General features: G+C 71.0%; 20 protein-coding genes. 7 read left to right on the top strand and 13 right to left on the bottom strand.

Annotated elements, in window-relative coordinates; genetic code table 11:
- Nucleotides 1-32: 32 nt before the first annotated feature.
- From EZ242_RS11905 to EZ242_RS11895, 3 genes are all read left to right on the top strand, one after another.
- Nucleotides 33-1,016, top strand: a complete 984-nt coding sequence (locus tag EZ242_RS11905; RefSeq protein WP_135285375.1) for a Bug family tripartite tricarboxylate transporter substrate binding protein — start codon at nucleotides 33-35, stop codon at nucleotides 1,014-1,016.
- Between the two features lie 5 nt (nucleotides 1,017-1,021).
- On the top strand, nucleotides 1,022-1,567 hold the full coding sequence (locus EZ242_RS11900; RefSeq protein WP_167784734.1) for a GAF domain-containing protein: 546 nt from the start codon (nucleotides 1,022-1,024) through the stop codon (nucleotides 1,565-1,567).
- Nucleotides 1,568-1,685: 118 nt separating this feature from the next.
- Nucleotides 1,686-3,119, top strand: a complete 1,434-nt coding sequence (locus EZ242_RS11895) for a DHA2 family efflux MFS transporter permease subunit (RefSeq protein WP_135285373.1) — start codon at nucleotides 1,686-1,688, stop codon at nucleotides 3,117-3,119.
- A gap of 46 nt (nucleotides 3,120-3,165) precedes the next feature.
- Here EZ242_RS11895 and EZ242_RS11890 read toward each other — a convergent pair whose 3' ends face one another.
- Nucleotides 3,166-4,455: a DUF3422 family protein gene (locus tag EZ242_RS11890; protein ID WP_135285372.1), complete on the bottom strand. Its 1,290-nt coding sequence runs from the start codon at nucleotides 4,453-4,455 to the stop codon at nucleotides 3,166-3,168.
- A 155-nt stretch (nucleotides 4,456-4,610) separates the two neighbouring features.
- Here EZ242_RS11890 and EZ242_RS11885 point away from each other — a divergent pair, with 155 nt between their 5' ends.
- Nucleotides 4,611-5,081 (top strand): hypothetical protein, encoded by a 471-nt coding sequence (locus EZ242_RS11885; protein ID WP_135285371.1) that lies wholly within the window; start codon nucleotides 4,611-4,613, stop codon nucleotides 5,079-5,081.
- 45 nt (nucleotides 5,082-5,126) lie between these two features.
- Here EZ242_RS11885 and EZ242_RS11880 read toward each other — a convergent pair whose 3' ends face one another.
- The 7 genes from EZ242_RS11880 to EZ242_RS11850 form a co-directional block, all read right to left on the bottom strand.
- On the bottom strand, nucleotides 5,127-6,101 hold the full coding sequence (locus EZ242_RS11880; protein ID WP_135285370.1) for a Bug family tripartite tricarboxylate transporter substrate binding protein: 975 nt from the start codon (nucleotides 6,099-6,101) through the stop codon (nucleotides 5,127-5,129).
- Between the two features lie 32 nt (nucleotides 6,102-6,133).
- On the bottom strand, nucleotides 6,134-7,870 hold the full coding sequence (locus tag EZ242_RS11875; protein ID WP_135285369.1) for a thiamine pyrophosphate-requiring protein: 1,737 nt from the start codon (nucleotides 7,868-7,870) through the stop codon (nucleotides 6,134-6,136).
- Nucleotides 7,867-9,348 carry an aldehyde dehydrogenase family protein gene (locus EZ242_RS11870; protein WP_135285368.1) on the bottom strand — a complete coding sequence of 494 codons (1,482 nt, stop codon included), beginning with the start codon at nucleotides 9,346-9,348 and terminating at the stop codon, nucleotides 7,867-7,869. Before EZ242_RS11870 ends, EZ242_RS11875 begins: the two co-directional genes overlap by 4 nt.
- A gap of 174 nt (nucleotides 9,349-9,522) precedes the next feature.
- On the bottom strand, nucleotides 9,523-11,193 hold the full coding sequence (locus tag EZ242_RS11865) for a long-chain-fatty-acid--CoA ligase (protein ID WP_135285367.1): 1,671 nt from the start codon (nucleotides 11,191-11,193) through the stop codon (nucleotides 9,523-9,525).
- A gap of 160 nt (nucleotides 11,194-11,353) precedes the next feature.
- On the bottom strand, nucleotides 11,354-12,346 hold the full coding sequence (locus EZ242_RS11860; RefSeq protein WP_135285366.1) for a Bug family tripartite tricarboxylate transporter substrate binding protein: 993 nt from the start codon (nucleotides 12,344-12,346) through the stop codon (nucleotides 11,354-11,356).
- A 66-nt stretch (nucleotides 12,347-12,412) separates the two neighbouring features.
- Nucleotides 12,413-12,841: a Zn-ribbon domain-containing OB-fold protein gene (locus EZ242_RS11855; RefSeq protein ID WP_135285365.1), complete on the bottom strand. Its 429-nt coding sequence runs from the start codon at nucleotides 12,839-12,841 to the stop codon at nucleotides 12,413-12,415.
- Complete coding sequence (locus EZ242_RS11850; protein WP_135285364.1) at nucleotides 12,838-14,007, bottom strand: thiolase family protein; 1,170 nt, start codon at nucleotides 14,005-14,007, stop codon at nucleotides 12,838-12,840. Before EZ242_RS11850 ends, EZ242_RS11855 begins: the two co-directional genes overlap by 4 nt.
- Nucleotides 14,008-14,168: 161 nt before the next feature.
- Between EZ242_RS11850 and EZ242_RS11845 the strand changes: the two genes are divergently transcribed.
- Nucleotides 14,169-15,065, top strand: coding sequence for a LysR family transcriptional regulator (locus tag EZ242_RS11845; RefSeq protein WP_167784733.1), 897 nt, complete (start codon nucleotides 14,169-14,171; stop codon nucleotides 15,063-15,065).
- 138 nt (nucleotides 15,066-15,203) lie between these two features.
- Here EZ242_RS11845 and EZ242_RS11840 read toward each other — a convergent pair whose 3' ends face one another.
- The 4 genes from EZ242_RS11840 to EZ242_RS11825 all read right to left on the bottom strand — a co-directional run bounded on the left by EZ242_RS11840 (nucleotide 15,204) and on the right by EZ242_RS11825 (nucleotide 19,627).
- Nucleotides 15,204-16,001 (bottom strand): enoyl-CoA hydratase/isomerase family protein, encoded by a 798-nt coding sequence (locus tag EZ242_RS11840; RefSeq protein ID WP_135285362.1) that lies wholly within the window; start codon nucleotides 15,999-16,001, stop codon nucleotides 15,204-15,206.
- Between the two features lie 267 nt (nucleotides 16,002-16,268).
- Nucleotides 16,269-17,921 carry a thiamine pyrophosphate-dependent enzyme gene (locus EZ242_RS11835; RefSeq protein WP_135285361.1) on the bottom strand — a complete coding sequence of 551 codons (1,653 nt, stop codon included), beginning with the start codon at nucleotides 17,919-17,921 and terminating at the stop codon, nucleotides 16,269-16,271.
- Nucleotides 17,918-18,379, bottom strand: coding sequence for an aromatic-ring-hydroxylating dioxygenase subunit beta (locus tag EZ242_RS11830; protein WP_135285360.1), 462 nt, complete (start codon nucleotides 18,377-18,379; stop codon nucleotides 17,918-17,920). Before EZ242_RS11830 ends, EZ242_RS11835 begins: the two co-directional genes overlap by 4 nt.
- A 15-nt stretch (nucleotides 18,380-18,394) precedes the next feature.
- Nucleotides 18,395-19,627: an aromatic ring-hydroxylating oxygenase subunit alpha gene (locus tag EZ242_RS11825; protein WP_135285359.1), complete on the bottom strand. Its 1,233-nt coding sequence runs from the start codon at nucleotides 19,625-19,627 to the stop codon at nucleotides 18,395-18,397.
- A gap of 125 nt (nucleotides 19,628-19,752) precedes the next feature.
- Between EZ242_RS11825 and EZ242_RS11820 the strand changes: the two genes are divergently transcribed.
- Nucleotides 19,753-20,604, top strand: coding sequence for an IclR family transcriptional regulator (locus tag EZ242_RS11820; RefSeq protein ID WP_135285358.1), 852 nt, complete (start codon nucleotides 19,753-19,755; stop codon nucleotides 20,602-20,604).
- 228 nt (nucleotides 20,605-20,832) lie between these two features.
- The gene (locus EZ242_RS11815) at nucleotides 20,833-22,494 is read left to right on the top strand and encodes a PAS domain-containing hybrid sensor histidine kinase/response regulator (protein ID WP_135285357.1); all 1,662 of its coding nucleotides are present in this window, start codon (nucleotides 20,833-20,835) and stop codon (nucleotides 22,492-22,494) included.
- A 78-nt stretch (nucleotides 22,495-22,572) separates the two neighbouring features.
- On the opposite strand, the gene EZ242_RS11810 is transcribed toward EZ242_RS11815, so the two are convergent.
- On the bottom strand, nucleotides 22,573-23,988 hold the full coding sequence (locus EZ242_RS11810) for an aspartate aminotransferase family protein (RefSeq protein ID WP_135285356.1): 1,416 nt from the start codon (nucleotides 23,986-23,988) through the stop codon (nucleotides 22,573-22,575).
- Between the last annotated feature and the right edge of the window lies 1 nt (nucleotide 23,989).

Here is a 23,989-nt window from a genome sequence, read left to right as displayed (position 1 = left end):
TGTCAACACGCTTTTCGATCGGAGAAACGCTCATGAAACGCAGATTCCTTCTTCAGCACGCGGTCGCCGGTGCCGCCATGGCAGCGGCGGTGTTCGCATCGCCCGCAGCCTGGTCGCAGCAGTGGCCTGAGCGGCCCATCACCATCGTCGTGCCCTGGGCGGCCGGCGGCTCCACCGACATCCTGGCGCGCACCGTGTCCGAGCAGATGACGCGCTCGCTCGGCCAGCCCGTGGTGGTGGAGAACAAGGCCGGCGCCTCGGGCAACATCGGCTCGCTGGCGGTGGTGCGCGCCAAGCCGGACGGCTACACCATCCTCTTCGGCTCCATGAGCACGCACGCGATGAACCCCGCGCTCATGCCGTCCATGCCTTTCCACGGCGTCAACGACTTCGCGCCCATCGGGCTGCTGGCCTTCGTCACGAACACGATGGTGGTGCACCCCTCGGTGCCCGCCAGCAACGTGAAGGAGTTCATCGCCTACGCAAAGCAGAACCCCGACAAGATCGCCTACGCCAGCGCCGGCGCGGGCTCGACCAACCACCTGAGCGCGGTGCTGTTCGAGCGCGCCGCCGGCATCAAGATGCTGCACGTGCCCTACAAGGGCGGCGCGCCGGCCGTGGCCGACACCGTGGGCGGACAGACGCAGTTGCTGTTCACGGCCGGCACGCAGTCGCTGCCGCACGTGAAGGCCGGCAAGCTCAAGCTCCTGGGCGTGACCGAGGCCAAGCGCTCCGAGCTGATGCCGGACGTGCCCACCGTCGCCGAGGCCCTACCCGGCTACGAGCTGGCCGTGTGGTACGGCGCCTTCGCGCCCGTGGGCACGCCGCCGGAGATCGTCGCGCGCCTGAACGCGGAGATCAATAAGGCCCTGACCCAGCCCGCGGTGAAGGCCAAGATGAGCGCCATGGGCGTGGACGTCGCCCCCAGCACGCCGCAGCAGTTCGGCGCCCTGCTCAAGGCCGACGAGCAGAAGTACGGCAAGCTCATTCGCGAACTCGGCATCAAGGGCGAGTGACCGCCTTGCGAAGCGAAGCGCTGGTCGAGCCCCTGGGCCCCTGGGTGGACCTGCTCGACGGCCTGCAGGCGCAGGGCGGCCTGGCCGAACACCTCGCGCGCATCGACCAGGCCCGCATCGCGCTGCTCGGGCCTGGCCTGCTGACGGTGAGCGTGTACGACGCGCAGGCTGCGACGCTGCAGCGCGTCTGGACCTCGAATGCCGAGGCCTACCCGGTGGGCGGCCGCAAGCACAAACCCGACACACCCTGGAGCCGCCAGGTGCTCCAGCGCTGCGAGATCCATGTGTGCGAGGGCGACGCGGCGATCCGTGACGCCTTCGACGACCATGCCCGCATCGCCTCCCTGGGCCTGCACGGGGCGATCAACGTGCCGCTGGCCACGGCCGGGCGCTGCATCGCGACCTTCAACCTGCTGCGCCCCCAGCCCCGCTGGACCGCGCCGGAGCGGTTGGTGGCGCGGCTGCTGGCGGCGCTCGCCTGGCCGGCGGTGCTGCGGGCGGTCGAGCCACGGGTGACGAGCTCGCCGGAGAACCAGGCGTCCCGGGGCTGACTCCCCGCGCTGCGCGGCAGCACAATGCCGCGCGCGATGTCGAAATCCGGGCCGTCGTTCGTCGAACGGGGCATGCCGGCGTCCGCGCCGCCCGTCCCCTTCCAGGAGAACCGACCCGATGTCCGATCCGACCGACCGCAAGCGCTGGTGGGCGCTCTACGTGCTGTGCCTGGGCGTGCTGATGATCGTGCTGGACACGACCATCGTGAACGTCGCCCTGCCCTCCATCCGCACCGACCTCGCGTTCACCGAGACCGGCCTGGTCTGGGTAGTGAACGCCTACATGCTCACCTTCGGCGGATTCCTGCTCCTGGGCGGGCGGCTGGGCGACCTCTTCGGCCACCGGCGCGTGTTCCTGGCGGGCCTGGGCCTGTTCACGCTCGCCTCGCTGGCCTGCGGCCTGGCGCCCACCCAAGCGGTGCTGGTGGTCGCGCGCGCCATCCAGGGCCTGGGCGGCGCCGTGGTCTCGGCCGTGGCGCTGTCGCTGATCATGAACCTCTTCACCGAGCCCGGCGACCGTGCGAAGGCCATGGGCGTGTACGGCTTCGTCTGCGCGGGCGGCGGCAGCGTGGGCGTGCTGCTGGGCGGCGTGCTGACCAGCCTCCTGAGCTGGCACTGGATCTTCCTGGTGAACCTGCCGATCGGCGTGGCCGTGGCCTGGCTGTGCATGGCGCTCATCGCGCCGGGCGAGCGGCGGGCCTACCACGCCCTGGACTGGAGCGGCGCCGCCAGCATCACCGTGGCCCTGCTGATCGCCGTCTATGCCGTGGTCAACGGCAACGAAGCCGGCTGGCTGTCGCGGCAGACGCTGGGCTTGCTGGCCGCCTCGGGGGTGCTGCTGGCCGCCTTCCTCGCCATCGAGTCGCGGGTGCGCGAGCCGCTGGTGCCGCTCGCGCTGTTCCGCCACCGCAACCTGGCCACGGCCAACGTGGCCGGCGTGCTGTGGGCCGCGGCCATGTTCGCCTGGTTCTTCATGTCGGCCCTCTACATGCAGCTGGTGCTGGGCTACACGCCGCTGCAGGTGGGCCTGTCCTTCCTGCCGGGCAACCTGATCATGGCCTTCATGTCCCTGGGCGCCTCGGCGCGCATCGTGATGCGCTGGGGCATCCGCGGTCCCCTGGCGCTGGGCCTGTGCATCGCCGCCACGGGCCTGGCCCTCTTCGCCCGGGCGCCCGTGGGCGGGCAGTTCCTGGTGGACGTGCTGCCGGCCATGGTGCTCCTGGGCATCGGCGCGGGCATCGCCTTCAACCCCATGCTGCTGGCCGCGATGAACGACGTGCAGCCGCAGGACTCGGGCCTGGCCTCGGGCGTGGTGAACACGTCCTTCATGATGGGCGGCGCGCTGGGACTGGCGGTGCTGGCCAGCGTGGCGGCGGCGCGGACTGCGGGCGTGCAGGCGACGGGCGGCGGCGAGGCGGCGGCGTTGAACGCGGGCTACCAGCTCGCCTTCGCGCTGGGCGCGGGCATCGCGGCGGCTGCAGGCCTGCTGGGCTGGTTCGTCCTGCGGGACCGCGCCGATGCGCGCGGTCAGATGGCGGTCGGCTCGCATTGACGCGGCCGTGGCACGCGGCGCCGTGCAGGCCCTGCGGCCTCGGGCGTCAAATGTCCTTCACGCTTTCGTGCAGGCGCCGCAGCGAGGCCCACACCGCCAGCGCGACGAGCGGGATCGCGAGCGCCGCCGTCACGTCGGGGGTGAGGGGCCAGCCCAGCCCCTGCGCGCCCTTGGCCAGGTAGCCGACCAGGCCCACGATGTAGTAGGTGATGGCCGCCACCGACAGACCCTCCACCGTGGACTGCAGCTTCAGCTGCAGGGCCTGGCGGCGGTTCATGGCCGCGAGCAGTTGCTGGTTGCTCTCCTGCTGCTCGATCTCCACGCGGGTGCGCAGCAGGTTGCTCGCGCGGGAGATGCGCTGCGACAGCGCGTCCTGCCGGCGCGCTGCCCACTCGCAGGTGCTGCGTGCCGGCGAAAGGCGCCGCTGCATGAACTCCCCCAGCGTCTGCAGGCCGTCCAGCCGCGTCTCGCCGATGTCGGCCACGCGCCGGTCCACCAGCTGGAAGTAGGCGCTGCTCGCGGAGAAGCGCGAGTGCGTGGCGGCGTACTGGCTTTCGACGTCCCCGGCCAGCAGGGTCAGGCGGTCCAGCAACTGCGGTTCGTCGTGCCGCGCCGCATGGCGGATCGCACCGGCCAGCGCCGCCAGCTCGCCCTCGGCCTGCCCCAGCGCCGCGAAGGCCTGGCGCGCCACGGGCAGCGCGAGCAGGGCCATCATGCGGTAGCTGTCGATCTCGATCACCTGCTGCACCAGCCAGCCCAGTCGGCGCGGCGGCAGGTCACCGGCCAGCAGCACCATGCGCGTGAAGCCGTCGGCATGCAGCGCGAAGTCCGCATAGACCTGGGCCCGGCCCTCGTCCACCGCCGAGGCGACCATGGAGTCCTCGCGCAGCACTTCGCGCAGCGGCGGCGGGGTGGCGCCTTCGTGCAGCACCCAGAGGTTCAGGCCGGCGAGCAAGCGCCCCGGAAGGCCCGCGAGCCAGGCCTGCGGCAGGCGCGCGAGCACGGTCCCGGGCTCGCGCTGGCCGAAGCCCTGGGGATCGAAGCTGGCGGAGAAGGTCCAGCTCACGAACTCGGTGTGCAGCTCCCAGCGCAGATGAAAGCCCGCCACGTCCACCCGCAGGTGGGTGCAGTCGGCGTCGGGCACCGGAAGATGGTGCTCGCGCAGCAGCGTGGCCAGGTGCGCGCGGCTGGCCTGGCGCTCGTTCGCGTCGCACAGCAGCACCATGTGGCCGATGGCCAGCGGCGCCGTCATGGCCTCCGGCGGGCGGGCGTGGATCTCGTTGTGCAGGACGGCGCGCTGCGGATGCAGGGCCGGCAGGGGGGTCGGCAGGCTCATCGGGACTCCTGCCGGCATTGTCACCCGACCGGGATCGCGACAAAACCTAGCACGGTTGATTCGTCATCCCGGTCGGGTGAAGCACCGAGAGGAAATCTCCTTGAGCCCTCCTAGGATTCGCCCGCCGCGTTGGCGGTGATTAGGAGGAAAGTTTGATGACGACAAGAACGCTGGCCGCCTGCGCGGCCGTTTTGTTCGCGACGGGCTGCGCGTCCATCGTGAACGACACCAACCAGGCCATGAAGATCGAGACCCTCGGCGCCGACGGCAAGGCCGTGGCGGGCGCTGACTGCACCCTGAGCAACGACTACGGCTCCACGACCATGCGCTCGGGCTCGACCACGCAGGTGCGCCGCTCCAGCAAGGACCTGGACATCAGCTGCAAGGACCCCGGAAAACCCGAAGCCGTCGCGCGCGCGATCTCCCGTGCGAACGCTGGCCTGGCGGGCAACATCATCTTCGGCGGCGGGATCGGCGCCATCATCGACCACAACAAGGGCACGGCTTACACCTACCCCACCTGGGTGCAGCTGGAGTTCGGCAAGACGCTGGTGTTCGACCGCCAGCACGAGAAGGAAGGCATGCCGGTGATCAGCGCGTCGCCGACGAACTCGGCGGCTCGGTAGGGAGGCCCGGAGGGCGCGCGCTGGACACGGCTCCCCTGCCCCCCCTCAATCCAGCTTCACGTTCGCCGAGTCGATCACCTTCTTCCAGCGGGCACGCTCGGCCTCCAGGAAGCTGGTCATCTCCGCCGGCGAGCCGCCCACCACTTCGGCGCCTTGCGCCGCGAAGCGCTCGCGCACCTCGGGCATCCGGAGCACCTCGTTGATCGCGGCATTGAGCTTCTGCACCACGGGCGCGGGCGTTCCGGGCGGGGCGACCATGCCGAACCAGGCCGAGGCGACGAAGTCGGGCAGGCCGAACTCGGTGCCCGCCGGCACGTCCGGCACCATGGAACTGCGCTTGGCCGCGGCCACGCCCAGCAGCTTGACCTGCTTGCTCTCCATGTACTTCATGACCGAGGCGGTGTTGCCGAAGAACAGGTCGATGCGGCCGCCGAGCAGTTCCGTCAAGGCCGGGCCCTCGCCACGGAACGGCACGTGCACCATCTGCACGCCGGCCATGGTGGCGAACATCTGCGCCGTGAGGTGCGAGGTGGAGCCGTTGCCCTGCGAGCCGTAGGTGACCTTGCCGGGATTGCTGCGCGCGTACTCGATCAGCTCGCGCACGTTGTTGGCCGGCAGCCCCGGGCGCGCGGTGATCACGTTGGGCATGCTGGAGAGCATGCCGACCGGCACCAGGCGCAGGGGATCGAAAGGCATCTCCCGGTACAGGAACTGGTTGATGGTCAGCGGCCCGGGCGGCGAGGACAGCAGGGTGTAGCCGTCCGGCGCCGCGGTGGCGACGGCCTGCGCGCCGATGTTGCCGCCCGCGCCGGTGCGGTTTTCCACCAGCACCGGCTGGCCGAACTTTTCGGACAGCTTCTGCCCCACGGTGCGCGTGATCACGTCCAGCGAGCCGCCGGGCGGGAAGTTCACGACGATGCGGATCGGCTTGTTGGGGAACGAGGCTGCGTCCTGCGCGAACGCGGGAAGGCTTGCGGCGCACGCCAGTGCGGCGGCGGCGAGCAGGGTTCTACGGTCCATGGCTTGTCTCCTTGTGAGTGTTTGCGGGGGGATCAATCGCCCGCCGCGCCCAGGACCTGCCCTGAGATCGGCGGCATCATGACTTCGACGACGGCACTGCGGCCCGCGCGCACCGTCTCCAGCGCCTGGGCCAGCGCGGCATCCAGCTCCGAGGCGCGTTCGACGCGCAGGGCGAGCGCCCCGCCCGCGGCGGCCGCGATGTCGGCCAGCCGCTGTCCGCGCGTGCTGGTGATCCAGTAGCGATCCCGCTGCTGCGCCGTCCCTTTGGGATGCACCAGCAGCGAGGACACCTTGGGTGCGTGCCAGCCGCGGTTGTTCAGGACCACCGTGAGCTGCGGCGCGCCGTAGGTGTCGCCCACCCAGTAGGCACTGCCCGGCACGCCGAAGAGGTAGCTGCCATCGCCCACGAGCGTGATCACCTCAGCCTGCGGGTCCGCGAGCTTCAGGCCGATGGCGGCATTGATGCTCCACCCCAGGCCGCTGCCGCCGTTGGCGTAGTAGCTGCCGGGCCGGCGCATGCGCAGCGCATGCAGCACGTGCTCCGTGGCCGTGGGCGCCTCGTAGGCGATCACCGTGCGCTCGTTCACAAGCCGTGCGACGGCCTGCGCCAGCTGCCGCGGGTTGATGCCGTCGTCGGGCGCGGGCGGCAGCGGCGGCAATTCGCAGCGCTGGCGCGCATCGGCGATCCACCGCTGCCGCTCGGCCAGCGCCTGCGCGTCCACCGCGTCGGTTGCGGCCAGCAACTGTTTCAGCGCCTGCAGGCTGTCCACTTCCCAGCGCGCTTCGGCGGGAAAGTGCCAGAAACCCATGCTGCGCTTGAGCACGTCGCAGTCGATGTGGAAGAGCCGGGCGCCGGCCTGCGGCGCCGTGCGCGCCACGATCCAGGGCACGTCCACGTCCAGCAGCAGGATCAGGTCGGCCTCATCCACCAGCGTGTTGCGCCGGTAGCCCACGTGGTGCGGGTGATCCCCGGGGAAGTTCAGGTACTGCGGGTTGACCTCGCACACCGCGAAGCCCTGGCGGGTGGAGAGTTCGGCCAGCAGCGTCGCCGCCACGGGCTGGCGCCCGAGGTAGGTCGTGATGACCAGGGGCTTGCGTGCCTGCCGGAGGGCCTGCGCGAGCTGCTGCACGCCCTCCGCCGGCAAGCCGGCGGGACAAGGCGGCTGCCAGTGCGCAAGCGCCTGCTGCGGCGCGCCGGCGGGCTCCTCCCACACCTCGCGCGCGCCGGTGAGGTACACCGGGCCCTGCGGGCCTTCGCTGGCGATCTGCACGGCGCGCAGCAGCACCTGGTCAGTCATCTCGGCCGCGCGCAGCTCGTAGAACCACTTCATGTACTGCGCGACGATCTCGTGCTGGCGGGTGGAGTCCTGCGTGTAGTGGATGAACTCGGTGCGCGCGCCGGTGCGCTCGCCGCTCACGCTCACTGGCGACAGGCCGGCGACGATGACGGCGGGCACGCGCCCGCGCGCGGCGTTGTGGATGCTGCTGCCCAGGTTCTGCGTGCCCACGTCCACGTGCACCAGCACCATCTGGGGCCGGCGCGTGCGCATGGCATAGCCGTGCGCGGCGCTCAGGGCGGTCATCTCGTGCGGGCAGATGACGATGCGCGGCATGTCCCCGCCGGCCGCGTCGATGTCGGCGAAGGCTTCGATGAAGGCGGGGTGGTCGCTGCCCAGGTTGGTGAAGATGTGGTCGATCCCCAGGCGTGCGGCTTCTTCGAGGAGGCGGCGGGCGGCGGTGGGAGGCTTGGAGGCGTTCATGTCGTTCATGCAGCGGGCGGCAGGACCATGGTGATGGCTTCCATGTAGCCCTTGAGCCCCGTGAGGCCGTACTGGCGGCCGACGCCCGACTGCTTCGCGCCGCCGAAGGGCGCGAGCGGATCGGCACCCACGTGGCGGTTGACCCAGACCGTGCCGGCGTGCAGGCGGGAGGCGACCTCGCAGGCGCGCGCCACGTCCGTGCCCCAGACCGACGCGCCCAGGCCGTGCGGGCCGGCGTTGGCGCGGGCCACGGCGTCGTCGACGTCGGTGTAGCGGATGATCGGCAGCACCGGGCCGAAGGGCTCCTCGTCCACCATGCGCGCGCCTTCGGCGATGTCGGCCACCACCGTGGGCTCGATGAAGTAGCCGGGCCCGGACAGGGCCTTGCCGCCGGTGAGGATGCGGGCGCCCGCACGCGCGCGGGTGTCCTCCAGGACGGCCTGGACGATGTCGAACTGGGCCCGGTTCTGCACCGGCCCGAGCTGGGTGGCGGGGTCGAAGGGGTCCCCCACGCGCGCCTCGCGGGCGATGCCGGCCAGCGCCTCGCACGCCTTTTCGTACAGCGCATCGGGCACGTAGAGCCGCTTGATGGCCATGCAGACCTGGCCACAGTTGACGAAGACGGCGTCGTACAGGCGTTGCGCGATGGCGTCGATGTCCGCGTCGGGCAGCACGATGGCCGGATCGTTCCCCCCCAGTTCCAGCGTCAGCCGCTTGAGCGTGCCGGCGGCCGAGCCCATGACGCGCCGGCCGGTGGGGATGGAGCCGGTGAAGGAGATCTTGGCGATGCCCGGGTGCTCGCTCATCCACTGCCCGAAGGCATTGCCGCCGGCCAGCACGTTCAGCACGCCGGGCGGAAACAGCTTGCGCGCGAGCTCCGCGAGGCGCAGCGTGGCCAGCGGCGCATAGGGGCTGGGCTTGACGACGAGGGTGTTGCCAGCCAGCAGCGCGTGCGCGATCTTGGGAACGCTCAGCACCAGCGGCATGTTCCACGGCGTGATGGCACCCACCACGCCCAGGGGACGGTAGTGCACCTCGATGCGCTCGGTGGCGTTCGAGCGCAGCACCTCGGGCTCCACGCGCAGGGTGACGAACTGCTCGATCAGCATGGCCGAGCGCCCCACTTCGCCGCGCGCCGCCGCGAGGGGCTTGCCCTGCTCCAGGGTGATGAGCGCGGCGAGTTCGTCCTGGTGCTCGCGCAGCACCGCCGCGAGCTGCAGCAGGGCTTCGCGGCGGTCTTCCCAGCGAAGCGCGGCCCAGGCGGGCTGGGCCTCACGCGCTCGGGCCACGGCTTCGTCCAGCTGCTCGCGCGTGGCTTCGGGGGCGCGGGCGCAGGGCTGGCCTGTCGTGGGGTTGATGACCTCGAAGTGCGCGTCGCTGTCGGCCAGCGCGCCGCCGATCAGGTGGCGCACGGGGCGGCGGTCGAGTTCGGCGATCGTGGCGGTCGCCGTGGTGAAGCGATCGCTGGGGGTGGGCTGGCTGGTCATGGTGGGGTAACGGTATTCATGTGCCGCATGGGTGTGCGCTGATTGCAGGGAGCGTGCTCTCGCTGGGCTTCGACAGGCTCAGCCCGAACGGTGTGGGGCCCCAGCGAGTCCCGGACCGGACGAACCCACCGTCCGTTCGCCCTGAGCCTGTCGAAGGGCATCGCCCAGGTCTGGTCATCGCGCCGCCTTGCCCGTCGCCTCGTTCTCCGCGTCCTGCAGCTCCCGCCAGAGAATCTTGCCCACCGGCGACTTGGGGAGTTCCTCGACGAACTCCACGATGCGCGGCACCTTGTAGGCCGCCATGCGTTCACGCGACCAGTCGATCAGTTCCTGCGGCCCCATGCGGCCCTGCGACGAGGCATGCAGCACCACCAGGGCCTTCACGGTCTCGCCCCGGTAGGCGTCATGCGTGCCGATGACGCAGGCCTCGCGCACGGCCGGGTGCTGGTACAGCACCGACTCCACCTCCGCCGGCCAGACCTTGAAGCCCGAGGCGTTGACCATGCGCTTGGCCCGGTCGGTCATGAAGAAGTAGCCCTCTTCGTCGGCATGCCCGATGTCGCCGGTGCGCAGGAAGCGCGTGCCCTCGATGTCAACGAAGGCGGCGGCCGTGTCCTCCGGGCGGTTCCAGTAGCCCTGGAACAGCTGCGGGCCGGCGACGAGGATCTCGCCTTCCTCGCCGGGCGCCACCGGCCGCAGCGTGGCCGGGTCCACCACCAGCGAACGCGTGTCGAAGAAGGGCACGCCCAGGCACTGGCGCTTGGGCCGCTCGATGGGGTTGTTGTGCGTGGTGGCCGCGGTCTCGGTCATGCCGTAGCCCTCGATGAAGTCCAGCCCCAGGCGCTCGCGCAGCTGCTTACACACCTCCAGCGGCATGCTCGCGCCGCCGGCCGTGACACGGCGCAGGGCACCGAGGTCGAAACGCTCCAGCGCCGGATGCGCCAGCAGGTCGATGATGGCGGTGGGCGGGATGGCCGCATGCCCCACGCGCGTGCGGGCCATGAGCCGCAAGGCCAGTTCGCGGTCCCAGCGTGGAAGGATCACCAGCGTGCCGCCCACGTAGATGGGCAGGTGCAGCGAGTGCGAGAGGCCGGCCACGTGGTACATGGGCGCCACGCACAGGAAGGCGGTGGCCGGCGCGGTCCAGTGCCACAGCGCCATGCCGGCCGTGTTGTGCATGAAGCTGCGGTGCGTGTGCATGCAGGCGCGCGGCACGCCCGTGGAGCCGGAGGTGTAGGGCAGCCCGCAAAGGTCGTCGGGCCGGGCCTGCGGCGGGCCAGGCCGTTCGCCAGCGGCCATCACGTCCGCCCAGGCCACATGGCCTGGCGCGGCGCGGCGCGGCTCACGCAGCCAGGCAGGCAGCGGGTCCTCGCAGGCGGGGTCGATGTAGTCCGCATAGGTGGCGACGATCACCTGGCGCAGCGCGCTGCCTTCGGCGGCGGCCTCCACCTGCGACAGCAGGTCCTGCGCACAGACGGCGACGCAGGCGCCGCTGTCCTTCAGGTAGTGCGCGACCTCGGGGGCGCGGTTCATGGGGTTGACGGGCACCACCACCGCGTCGGCCCGCAGGATGCCGTGGTAGGCGATGACGAACTGCGCGCTGTTCTGCAGGTACAGCAGCACGCGGTCGCCCCGCTGCACGCCTGCGCGGCGCACCAGCCAGCCGGCGAAGCGCTCCACGTCCTCCAGCAGTTCGCGGTAGCTCAGCTCATGGCCGAAGGAGTGGATGGCGGCGCGGTGGCCGTGGCGCTGTGCCGAGATGCGCAGGTTGTCGAAGAGCGTGCAGTCCGGCGCTTCCAGGTGCCGCGGCAGATGCCGCGGCCAATAGCCAATGAACTCCTTCATGTCACTTGCTCCATTGCACCTGAGGTGCGCGAACGGCAGGTCCCCATTCGGGGGCCACCGCGGAACCGGCTTTGCCGGGCCGCTGGTGGCGCCCCCTTGAGGGGGAGAGGGCGCCAAGCCCGAGGGGGCCCGCCGAAGGCGCTTCGGGGGGGAGCCAGTTTTAGCGTTGCAGGGAGATGCCGGCATCCTTGATCAGCTTGGAGGTCATGGCGATCTCGCGGTCGATGCGCTGGCGCATCGCGGCCGGCGTGCTGGGCGCGGGGTCGCTGCCGGCTTCGACCAGCTGCTTGCGAACGGCCGGGTCGCGCAGCACGGCGTCCAGCGCGGTGTGCACCTTGTCCAGGATGGGCTTGGGCGTGCCGGCCGGCATCACCAGCCCGAACCAGGAGTTGAACTCGTAGCCCGGAACGCCCGCCTCGGCGATGGTGGGAACGTCCGGCACGACCGAGGAGCGCTCGCTGCCGGTCTGCCCCAGCGCCGTGAGCCGGCCCGACTGGATGTGCGGCTTGGCCGTGGTGTAGTCGATCATCGCGGCCTTCAGGTGGCCGCCCAGCAGGTCCGTGGCGGCGGGGCTGCTGCCCTTGTAGGCCACGTGGTCCATGCGGATGCCCGTCTGCTCCTTGAGCAGCTCGCCGGCCAGGTTCATGGCCGTGCCCGGGCCGGGCGTTCCGTAGTTGAAGGGCGTGGGCGAGGCCTTGGCCGCGGCGATGAAGCTTTTCATGTCCTTGATGCCGCTGGCCGTGGGCACGACCAGCACCAGCGGGTTCATCACCACGGTGGACACGGGCTCGATGTCCTTGCGCGGGTCATAGGGCAACTTGGGGTTGAGCGTGACGCTGGAGGTCAGCGCGCCCGAGACGCCGAAGCCCATGGTGTAGCCGTCCGGCGGTGACTTGGCCACGGCGTCCACCCCGATCGCGCCGCCGGCGCCGGAGCGGTTGTCCACCACCACGGGCTGGCCGAGGCGGTCGCCCAGCGGCTGCGCCACGATGCGCGCGACGATGTCGGCCACGCCGCCGGGCGGAAAGCCCGCGTAGAACTTGATGGGGCGGCTCGGGTAGTCACCCGCGCCTTGCGCCAGCGCGGGATGGCCCGCCGCGAGGGCGGCGGCCACGAGGGCCGACGAAAGAAGGATGTGGCGTCGTGTTCCCATGCTTGTCTCCTGTTGTGATCTGTCCGTGGGCGATGCGCGAGGGGGACGGCCGCAGCCGCGGGCCCGCTACATCGCTGTGAATGCCGGGTAGCGTGCGTCGCCCCCCAGCTCGTCCCAGGTGAGGCGCACGCGCTGGCCGATGCCGATCTCGCCCGGCGCCGTGCCGGGAAGGTTGGCCAGGATGCGCACGCCCTCGTCGAGTTCGACCAGCGCGAGCACGCAGGGCAGGCGGCCGTCGGCGCCCAGGCCCGGGGTGCGCAGCACCGTGTGGGCATAGACCGTCCCGAAGCCGCTCACCTCCTTCCAGCCCAGCGTGCGCCGCCCGGTGTAGAGGCTCAGGGGCCGCGGGTAGTGCTGGAAGCGCTGCGTCTCGGTGCAGTACTGCAGCATCAGCCTGCCCTCGCGCGTGCCTTGCCAGAAGGGCGCCGTGTCGGTGAAGCCGCTCTCGGGCGGCAGGCGCCGCGCGGGGGCGGTGGATGGGCTCTTCTCGCTCATGCCGGCTCCAGGATCATGGCCGCGCTGGTGGACCAGTTGCGGCCGTAGGGAATGACGCCGATGCCGGTGACCAGCGCGTTGCGCGCATCGGGCACCTGCCGCGCCCCGCCTTCGCCGAACAGCTGGCGCACGCCTTCCACGAGGTTGAGCGCGCCGCCCGCCAGGCCCGGCTGGCCCGCCGAGATCTGCCCGCCACCGGTGTTCAGCGGCAGCGTTCCCCTGAAGCCGAGATCGGTGTCCAGGATGAAGCGCGCGCCCGCGCCGCGCTCGCAGAAGCCCAGCTGCTCCAGCTGCATCTGCACGGCGATGGTGAAGTCGTCGTAGGGCTGGAACATGGCGATGTCGGAAGGCTTCAGCTTCGCGCGGGAGAACAGACGCGGCGCGATGTGCGCGAAGCCGGTCTCCGTGATGTCGGCCAGCGGGTCACGCCCGTTGACGTTGGTGACTTCGGCATAGGCCACCGGCACCACGAACTTGTCCCAGCCGCGCCGGCGGGCCTCCTCGCGCGAGCAGACCACGAGGGCGTTGGCGCCGTCGCAGAACATCACGCTGTCCAGCAGGCGCAGCGGATCGGCGATGACGCGCGAGCCCAGGTAATCGTCCAGGCTCAGCGGCGAGCGCAGCTTGGGCAGGGCGTTGTCGTTGAGGACGGCGTGCTCGCGCTGGACCTGCGCGATGCGGCCCAGTGCGGCCGGATCGATGCCCCACTGGTGCGCGTAGCGGTTCATCAGCAGGCCGAAGGCGGCGGGCGGGCGGGCGGCGGCCTGCGGCTCCTGGAACTCGGGTCGCTGGGCGCCGAAGTCGGCCCGGTAGGCGGTACTGGGCGCGTCGGCCGAGAGCACCACGGCGATGCGGCATTCGCCCTCGCGCACGGCGGAGACGGCGCGCATGAGTCCGCTGAGCGCCGAGCAGCCGCCCAGGCCCGAGAGGTGCAACCAGGTGGGCGTGAGCCCCAGGGCCTCGCACAGGTAGGCGGCGTAGAAGGGGTTGGTGCCTTCGCTGAGGGCCGCGGTGACCGAGAGGCCGTCGATGTCCTCCAGCGCCAGGCCGGTGCGCTCCAGCAACTGGGCCACCACCTCGCCGGCGAGGTCGTAGGCGCTGCGGCCGGTCTTGAAGCGATTGGGAAGCTCGGCAATCGCGGCGACGCCGATGTCGCGGCCGCTCATGGACGCCGCGCTCCGCGCGGAAGGTTCGTGCGCATGTGTCTCCTGGTCCTGGCCTTGGGAAGCTTCAGGTCATGATAGTCCGCCGCCCCTTCTGGGGCCAGTCGCGAAAGTGGGAAACTTCGTCCCATTTCCTGGACGTCGCCAGAGGAGGCAAGGCAAGCATGGACCTGAACGCACTGCTCATGTTCCACGAGGTGGTGAAGGCCGGCAGCATGACCGCCGCCTGCGAACGCCTGCGCGTGCCGCGCTCCACGCTCAGCCGCAGGCTGCTGCAGCTGGAAAAGGACATGGGCGTGCTGCTGCTGAAGAAAAGCACGCGCAAGCTCGCGCCCACCGACCTGGGCCTGGTGATCCAGGAGCATTGCGCGCGCCTCGCGGCCGAGGCCGAGGCGATCCAGCAGAAGGCCTCGCGGATCGCCGGCGGCCTGCAGGGCACGCTGCGCGTGGCCATGCCCATCGAGTTCGGCACCGGATGGCTCGGCAAGGCCATCTCGGACTTTTCCGTGCAGTACCCGGAGATGGCGGTGGAGGTGGACGTGAGCGGGCGCGTGGTGGACCTCATCGACGAGTCGGTGGACATCGCCATCACCTACGGGCAGCCCAAGCCTTCGCGAATGACGCTGCGCCGCCTGGGCAGCCTCACCTCGGGGATCTATGCCAGCCCCGCCTACGTGGAACGGCGCTCCCTTCCGCAATCGCTCGACGAGGTGGCCCGGCACGACTGCGTGGTGACGGAAATCCAGATGCGCGAAGGCGTGTGGCGCTTCCGGGGCGCGCGCGGCAAGCGCGACGTGCGTATCCAGGGGCGGCTGCGGGTCAACAGCATTCGCCTGGCACGCGAGCTGGTGGTCAGCGGCGCGGGGCTGGGGCTGCTGCCGCACTCCATGTGCACCGGCTACGTGGCCTCGGGCGCGCTGCTGCCGGTGCTGCCGTCCTGGAACAGCCCGCCCCTGCCGGTGGTGGCGCTCATGCTGTCACGCACCCGCGTGCCGAAGAAGACGCGGGTGTTCCTGGACTTCGTGATCGAGCATTTGGCGGCGTCGCAGCCGGCCACGTGAGCCTTCGCGCTGAGGCACCTTCCCCCTTTGGGGGAAGGCTGGGATGGGGGCTCGCGAAAAGCAGCGTGGTCGACGTGCGTGGCCCCCACCCCTGCCCTCCCCCAGAGGGGGAGGGAGTGGCCTCGACCGCCTCGACCCTCAAGCGCCCTTGAACCGCGCTGGACGCTTCTCCCGGAAGGCTTCGAGGCCCTCGCGCCGGTCTTCGCTGAAGTACAGCATGAAGACGGCGTCCGACTCCATGGCCATGGCGTCGGCCAGCGGCAGGTCGAAGCCGCGCTCGATCACCGCCTTGCTCTGCATCACTGCCAGCGGCGCGTTGCGGCCGATAGCCGTGGCGATCTCGCGCGCCTTGTCCAGCGCCTGCCCGGCCTCCACGACGTGGTTGACCATGCGCATGCCCAGCGCCTCCTGCGCATCGAGCCGGCGACCGGTCCAGATCAGCTCCTTGGCCAGCGCCTTGCCCACCAGGCGCGGCAGGGTCTGCGTGCCGCCCGCGCCCGGCATGATGCCGATGCCCGTTTCGGGGAAGCCGAAGCGTGCCTTGCTGCCGGCCACCACGATGTCGGCCACCAGCGCCAGCTCCAGTCCCCCACCGAGCGCCACGCCCTCGACGGCGCAGATCACCGGCTTGGTGTACTGAGGCAGGTCGCGGAACAGGCGCGCGAAGCGCTTGCTGCGCTTGCGCTTGCGGTAGAAGTCGAAGTACTTGCCCTCGGGTACCTGGAACTCCACGGTGTCGATGCCCGAGCAGAAGGCCTTCTCGTTGCCGGCCAGCAGCACGCCGACGATGCCATCGTCGGACTCCGCCTCGGCCATGGCGTCCATGATCTCGGCAGCGGTCTGCTCGCGCAGCGCGTTGAATTTCTCGGGACGGCGGATCTCGATCTCGATCCACTGCGCGCCGCGCGTGACGGCGATGTCGGTGTAGTTGGTCATGGCAGCGGGTTGCGGCGGAGGGACACGCCGCATCGTAGCCAGCGAGGCGGGCGCCGCACAGGTGCGGGAATGGGAAACAGATGTCCGGATGCGGTCAGAAGCTGTGAATGAGTTCGGCGCGTCCGAAGCGGCTGCCAGAAAGTGGTCCATCAAGGCGCAAAGCGCAGCCATAGCTCGGGCTATGGCGAGCATTTGCAACGCGGAGGGGCCGCGTTCTGGCGGCCGAGGCGGGCGTGGCGGATTCGTTCACAGCTTCTCAGCCCAAGCTCATGCGCCGCGCACCCGCGTCATGTTCAGCAGCTTCCACGGGTCGGGCATCTCGCCCACGGGCACGTGGATGAGCGTGGGCCCGTCATGCGCCAATGCCTCGTCCAGGCAGCGGCGCAAGGCCTGCGGGTCCTCGGCGCGCCAGGCGGGCAGGCCGAAGGACTGGGCAAGCCGCACGAAGTCCGGGTTCACCAGCGTGTCGGCGATGTTGCGGCCGGGGAACTGCACCTGCTGCAGTCGCCGCACATTGCCGAAGGCACCGTCGTCGAAGACCAGGGCCACCACGCCGATGCGATGCTGCACGGCGGTGGCGAGTTCCTGCACGTTGAATAGGAAGCCGCCGTCGCCACTCACGCTGACCACGGCCGCTTCCGGCCGCGCCACCTTGGCACCCAGGGCCGTGGCGTAGCCCCAGCCGAGCGTGCCCTGGTAGCCGGTGGAGAGATAGGTGCGCGGCCGGTACACGGGGTACGCGAAGCGGGCCGTGTAGCCCATCTGCGTCATGTCCTCCACGAAGATGCCGTCCTCGGGCAGTGCGGCGCGCATGGCGCGCAGGTAGTCCCGCTGCGGCTGAAGCTGGGCGATCTGGCCGTCCAGCCAGCGCCGGTGCGCCGCGATCTGCTCGTGCAGGGCGATTCGCTCCGGCGGGTCCGCGGCAAGCGCACGCACGCGCGCCAGCAGCGCCGGAACCGCATCGGCGGCGCGCGCGCACAGCGCCAGCTCGGGCGGTGCGTGGCGCTCGATCTCCTCGGGGTCGATGTCGATGCGGATCACCCGCACGCCGGCGTCCATGCCCCAGACCATGTGCTGCGTCTGCAGCCGCGTGCCGATCGCGAGCACGAGGTCCACCTGCGGCCACAGGCGGTGGCCGATGGGCGGCGTGATGGCCAGCGGATGGCGCGCATCGAGGACGCCCCGCCCCATGCGTGCGGACATCACCGGCGCGCCGAGCGCCTCGGCCAGCGGGCCCACCCAGGGCGCGGCTTCCTGCGCGCCGCCGCCCACGATGATGAGCGGGCAGCGCGCCTCCAGGAGGCGCTGCGCCGCCTTGTCCAGCACGGCGGGATCGAGCGCGGGCGAGGTGAGTTCGAGCGGTGGCGCCGGTGGCGCCTCGCCGCGGCGGCCCCACACGTCGATGGCGCATTCCAGGGCGACCGGGCGTGGGCGGTTCGAACGCAGGTGGCGGAAAGCCTCCTGCACCATGGGCCCGGCCTCGTGCGGCGCGCGGATGCGATCGGCCCATTGCGTGAGCGACCGCAGCAGGCCCAGCTGGTCGGGCAGCTCGTGCAGCATGCCGTAGCCCCGGCCGATGTGGCGCTGCGGAATCTGCCCCGTGAGCGCCAGCACGGGCGCGTTCAGCGCATAGGCGGTGGACAGGGCGGCCGTGGTGTTCAGCACGCCCGGCCCCGGCACCACGCAGTAGGCGGCGGGCTGCCCCGTGGCCATGGCCGCGCCCAGGGCCATGTAGGCCGCGCCCTGCTCGTGGCGGGTGTGGATGATGCGCATCCGGTCCTGCACGTCGTAGAGCGCGTCGAACAGGTGGTCGTTCTGCACGCCGGGCACGCAGTACAGGGTGTCGATGCCGTGCGCGAGCAGCGCATCGACCAGGTGGCGCGCGCAGCTGGGCGCGTGGGACGCGGGCGCCGCCGTCACAGCGGGATCGCCAGCAGGGTGTCGATGCGCGAGCTGTCGCAGACCACGTCGCGGCGGCGCAGGCGCAGCTCGCCGCCGGGCGCCGGGACCACCTCGTCGAGGTAGCGGCCGCTCGCGAAGATGTCGGTGGCGCCGCCGCGCACGATGCGCAGCACGGCGAAGCCGGTCTCCACGCGGGCGCCCTCCTCCTGCCGTTCGCGGATGCGCGGCAGGCTCAGGAGGTGGCGATAGCCCTGGGCCTCGAAGACATTGGCCTTGCGCAGCGAGAGCACGCGGTCCTGCAGCATCTGCCGCGAGTCCGCGTAGATCAGGCCGGCTTCGAGTCCGCGGGCGTGGTTCTGGGCGGTGGTGACGCGGTAGAACGCGTCCTCGGTGAAGAAGCCGGGCCAGTCCTCGAGGCGGTCCTCGTCGAGGGCGGCGGCGTAGTCGGCGTTGAACTGGATGAGTGCGTCGAGCATGGGCAGCGCCTTGCGTCAGAGGGCCATGTGCGTGCGCCAGGCGCGCCAGAAGCCGCGCACGGACGATTCCGTGGCGCGGAAGTCCTGGGTGCGGGTGTCGTGCCCGCCCAGTTCGACGACCGAGCACTCGCCGCCGGCGGCCTCGATGCCGCGCTGCACGAAGCCGCCCACCGCGCCGTCCTCCATGGACACGAAGCCGGCCGGCCCCACCAGGTTGGACTGCTTCAGGCGCATGCGGCGAAGCTCGGGCGTGTCGTCCGCGTAGCCCAGGTAGGTCCAGACGAGGTCGGTGGACTCGACCCCGGTCGGCAGGATCTGGCGCACCGCGATGCAGTTGTGGATCTGCTGCAGCACGAAGCCCGGGAACACGCTGAGCATCTGCAGCACGATGCCGTCGCCGATCTCGTCGGTGCTCTGGAGCATGGACAGGTCGCCGATGGCGAGCTCGGCGTTCTGCGAGCGGATGGCCTGCTGCGTGTAGGCGCCTTCGCCGCCTTCCACCACGCGGCTGTACGAGGCGCTGGCATGATGGCCGCCGCACTCGCTGATGTACACGCCGCCCTCCTGCGTGAGGCGGGTGATGCCGAAGGTGGTGAAGAAGGTGTGCAAGAGGCTCGCGTGGTAGGTGTCGCGCACGTTTTCCGCGTACAGCTTCCAGTTGTTCGGCAGCGCCTGCGTGAAGCGGCCGATGACCTCCACCGGCCGCCCCAGCACGCGCGCCAGGCGCTGCGTGATCTCCTCGCCCAGGTACTCCTCGATGGGCGGCACCTCGTCGCCCAGGCTGGCGAAGATCAGGCCGCACAGCACCGTGACGCGCAGCTGGCGCGGGGCGTGGGCGCGCTTGTCGAAGCCGGCGGGCATGCCGCCCTTGCCGCGCACGCCCTGCTCGAAGGCCACGCCCTGGAGGTTGCCCGCCAGGTCGTAGCGCCAGGCGTGGTAGACGCAGCTGTGCTCCTTGGCGTTGCCGAAGTCCTGCAGCGCGATCAGCGCGCCGCGGTGGGCGCAGCGGTTCTCGAACACGTAGATCTCGCCGTCGGCATCGCGGGTCACCACCACGGGCATGCGGCCGACGAAGGTGGTCTTGAAGTCGTTGGCGTTCGCCAGCTCGGCCTCCAGGCCGACGAAGTTCCAGACCGCGCCCTCGAACACGCGCTGCTGCTCGGCGGCGAAGACGTCGGCCTGCTGGAAGACGGCATAGGGAACGCGGCTGACGGTGCCGGGCGGCCAGGAGATGGAAGGGTGGCTCATGCGCGCTGAGGGGGAGGCTTGCTGACAATGGCGTCTCGCATTGCGATACGACCGTGTCGCTCTGCGTTCAATGATAGGATGCGCCGCGAACGACTGTCAAACGCGGCGCCCAGCGCCCCGCCGCCATGCGCCGCCCTCTTCCGGAACCGTCCACCGCTTCACCCGCCGACGATGCCGCGCGTACCGGCACGCCCTCCGTGCAGTCCGTCGGCATGGCCTTCGAGGTACTGGAGGTCCTGGCCGAAGCCAGCGAAGCGCTGGGCACGAGCGAGCTGGCGCGCCGCCTGGACCAGACCAAGGCGCGCGTGCATCGCCACCTGTCCACCCTGCGCGAACTCGGCTTCGTGGAGCAGGACGCCTCGGCGGCCTATCGCCTGGGCTGGCGGGCATTCCGGCTCGGCCTGTCGGTGGGCGAGAACTTCGGCCTGCGCAAGCTCGCGCAGCCGCACCTGCGCGAGCTGCAGCAGGCGAGCGGTCACACCGTCGCGCTGGCCACGCCGGCCGGCGCCGACATCACGGTGGTGGACACCATCCAGAGCAGCGGCGCGGTGGCCATCACCGTGCGCCCGGGCTCGCTGATTCCCGCCAGCTCCTCGGCCCTGGGGCGGGCCCTGCTCGCCTTCCAGCCTGAAGAAGCCTCGAGAGCCGCCCTGGACTCACCGCGGCAGCCGGCCAGCGCAAGCCGCGAGCCGCGCCGCCTCAAGCGCCTGCTGGAGGCTGTGCGCGAACAGTGGTGGTCCGTCGCCGTGAGCGAGCGCCTGCCGGGCGTTGCGGCGCTCGCGGCCCCGGTCTTCGACCGGCAGGGGCGCGTGCTCGCCTCGGTGGGCCTCATCGGCTCGCAGGCGCAGATCACGGACCCGCCGACGCCCGCACTGGTGCGGCTGGTGCAGCAGGCGGCCGCGGCGATTTCCAGGGAGCTGCATTCGAGCGCCTGGGAAGAACGCCTGGGGTCGGTCCGGCGCAGAAGGGCGCCGTGAGGCATTCGGATGCGCAGCGTCCGCACAGCGGTCGGCATGCCGGTCCACGACGAAGGGGCTTCGCGGCCTCTTCACGGGCAGCATGCGCCGTGCATGTCGTGGGCACACGACATGCACGCACGCGCCAGGACCAAAAATTCATGTTGTGACCCAATCCGGGCGTGCACGAATTGACAGAGGCGCCCCCCTGGATGAGCCTGTCCGGCCACAACAAGGACAGGCCTTCTGATGAATTTCAATGAACAGGATGCCGCGACAGGGAGCGGTGGTTTGCGCGGCTTCACGCCACCGGGCAACCAGGGCGCCAGCCACATCGGCGCCGCAATTGTGGAAAGCAGTCCTGACTGCGTGAAGGTGATGGACCTCCAGGGCAGGCTGCTGCGCATGAACCGCAGCGGCCAGTGCCTGCTGGAGATCGAGGACTACGGCAGCCTCGTGGGCGCCGCCTGGCAGAGCCTGTGGCCCGCCGCGTCGCGCAACCGCATTGCCGCGGCCCTGGCCGACGCCAGGCGCGGCGAGACGTCGCGCTTCGAAGCCGCTTGCCCGACGGCCAAGGGAATGCAGAAGTGGTGGGACGTCACGGTCAGCCCGATCCGCCGCGACGGCACCATCACGCACGTGCTGGCCGTGTCGCGCGACGTCACGGAACTGGTCCAGATGCGCGGCGAGATCGAACACTCGCGCCGCATCCTCGAAGTCGCGAACCAGACCAAGGCCGCCTTTGCCGCGAGCATCAGCCACGAGATCCGCACGCCCATGAACGCGATGCTCGGCTACACGCAGACCCTCCACGCTGCGGAAGCCGACCCCAGGAAGCGCCGGATCCTGGAGAAGATCCAGTCAGCGGGCATGCGGCTCGTCGGCGTGGTGGACGATCTCCTGGACATTTCGGTGGCCGATGCGGGGCAGCTGGTGCTCGCCGAGCGCGACTTCCGCCTCAACGATGTCCTCGAGCGGGTCAAGAAGAGCGCCGAAGACGCGGTCGCGCATGGCGCCGTGCGGGTGAGCCTCGAGGATCACGCCCAGATCGCGACCCATCTTTCGGGCGACCCGGCCCGGCTCTTCCAGGTCCTCGTCAACGGCACCCACAGCGCCATGCGGCTGGCGCGGCGCGAAGTGTCCATTGCCGTGCGCACGGAGGACCGCGGGGCGGAGACGGTGCAGCTTCGCTTCGAGATCACGCGCGACGGCCCTGCCCTGTCGCAGCAGGAGATCGATCGGCTCCTCGGCGATTTCGCCGATGCCCACACGGCATCGGCGAGCCGTGGGGGAACGGGCCTGGGCATTGCCATCAGCACGCGCCTGGTCCGGCTCATGGGCGGCGACATCGGCTTTCGCAACGACGACGCCGCCGGCAGCACGTTCTGGTTCACGGTCCGACTGCGCTCCCGGCCCGCTGACGGCACGGCCATGGCCGCCTTCAGCGAGCCACCGTCCGTGCTTGCGGGCAAGCGGGTGCTGCTGGTGGACGACGATGCGCTCAATCGCGAAGTCGCCCAGACCTTGCTGGAGATGGCCGGCGTGCGGGTGGTCACCGCGCAGAACGGCCGGGAGGCGGTCGAGACCGTGGAGGGCGGCGGCACCTTCGATGCCGTGCTGATGGACATGCTCATGCCCGTCATGAACGGCCTCGACGCCACCCGCGCGCTGCGGGGCATGCCCGGCGCCAGCCAAGTGCCGGTGATCGCCATGACGGCGAATGTCCGGGACGCGGACCGCGCCGCGTTCACCGCGGCCGGCGCGAATGATTTCATCGGCAAGCCCATCGACACGGGCAAGCTGTGGAGCGTGGTCGCCCATTGGACCGGGCAGGCTGCCGGTACCACTGCCACGGCTCGGGCCGGGCACGAGGATGCCTTCTTCCAGCCCACCATGCCGGCAAGCCTGTAGAGCGAGACGCGCGGCCACGCGTGGCCGCGACGGTGGTGGCAGGCCGGGCGCGCACGCGCCGCGCGCGCCGCGCGCCCCTCACACCCAGCCAGCCGCCCGCGCCTCTTCCAGCGTGCGGTCCAGGGCCTGTCGCACGAGCCCCACCATCTCGTCGATCTCCGCCCGCGTGATCACCAGCGGCGGGGCGACGATCATGCGGTCTCCCACGGCGCGCATGACCAGGCCGCCGTCGAAGCAGTGACGCCGGCAGGCCATGCCGACGGCGTGCGCAGGATCGAAGGCCGCGCCGGTGCGCGGCTCGCGCGCCAGTTGCACCGCCGCCATGAGCCCGCAGCTCTGGACGTCCCCCACCAGCGGGTGGTCCCGCAGCGTCGCCAGCCGCTCGGCCAGCCAGGGGCCGGTGTCCTCGCGCACTCGCCGCACCAGGTCCAGCTCCTCGATCAGGGCCAGGTTCGCCAGGGCCACGGCGCAGGCGACGGGATGGCCCGAGTAGGTGAAGCCGTGCTCGAACTCGCCGCCGCGCTCGATCAGCACGCGCGCCACCCGCTCGCCCACCATCACGCCGCCCAGCGGCACGTAGCCGCTGGTCACGCCCTTGGCGAAGGTCATGAGATCGGGCCGGCTGCCCACGGTTTCGCAGCCCCACCACCGGCCCGTGCGGCCGAAACCGCAGATCACCTCGTCGCTGATCAGGAGGATGTCGTAGCGATCGCAGATGCGCTGGACTTCGGGCCAGTAGCTGGCCGGCGGCACGATGACGCCGCCCGCCCCCTGCACCGGCTCGGCGATGAAGGCGGCCACGGTCTTCGGCCCGAGCGCGAGGATCTTGTCTTCCAGCCACTGCGCGGCGAGGCGGCCGAAGGCATCGGCGTCGAGGCCCCGCGCCGCGCCATCGCGATGCGCCCATTGGTGCGGCTGGCCCACGTGGACGATGCCGGGGATCGGCAGGCCGCCCTGGGCGTGCATGTCCGGCATGCCGCCCAGGGAGGCGGCGGCCAGCGTGGAGCCGTGGTAGGCGTTCTCGCGCGAGATGACCACCCGCCGCTCGGGTTGCCCCAGCAGGTCCCAGTAGCGCCGCACCAGGCGGAGGTTGGTGTCGTTGGCCTCCGAGCCGGAGTTGGTGAAGAAGACGTGCTGGAAGCCCTCGGGGGCGAGCGCAGCCAGCTTCTCGGCCAGGGCCACGGCCACGGGCGTGGTGGTCTGGAAGAAAGCGTTGTAGTAGGGCAGCTGCGTCATCTGCCGCGCGGCGGCCTCCACCAGGGCCGGCTGGCCGTAGCCCACGTTGACGCACCACAGCCCCGACATGGCGTCGAGGATGCGATGGCCCTCGCTGTCCCAGACGTAGATGCCCTCGCCGCGCGTGATGACCCGCACGCCACGCGATGCGAGCGCCTGGTGGTCGGTGAAGGGATGCAGGAAGTGGGCCGCATCGGCGGCCTGCCACTCGCGCGTGGTCCTGCGCGGCGCGGGGAGGTCGGGCTCGGGGTGTCGCATG

Source organism: Ramlibacter rhizophilus (assembly GCF_004681965.1).
GTDB lineage: Bacteria > Pseudomonadota > Gammaproteobacteria > Burkholderiales > Burkholderiaceae_C > Ramlibacter > Ramlibacter rhizophilus.
The sequence above is the reverse complement of the archived record's forward strand: the minus strand, read 5'-3'. Positions and strand labels throughout refer to the sequence as shown.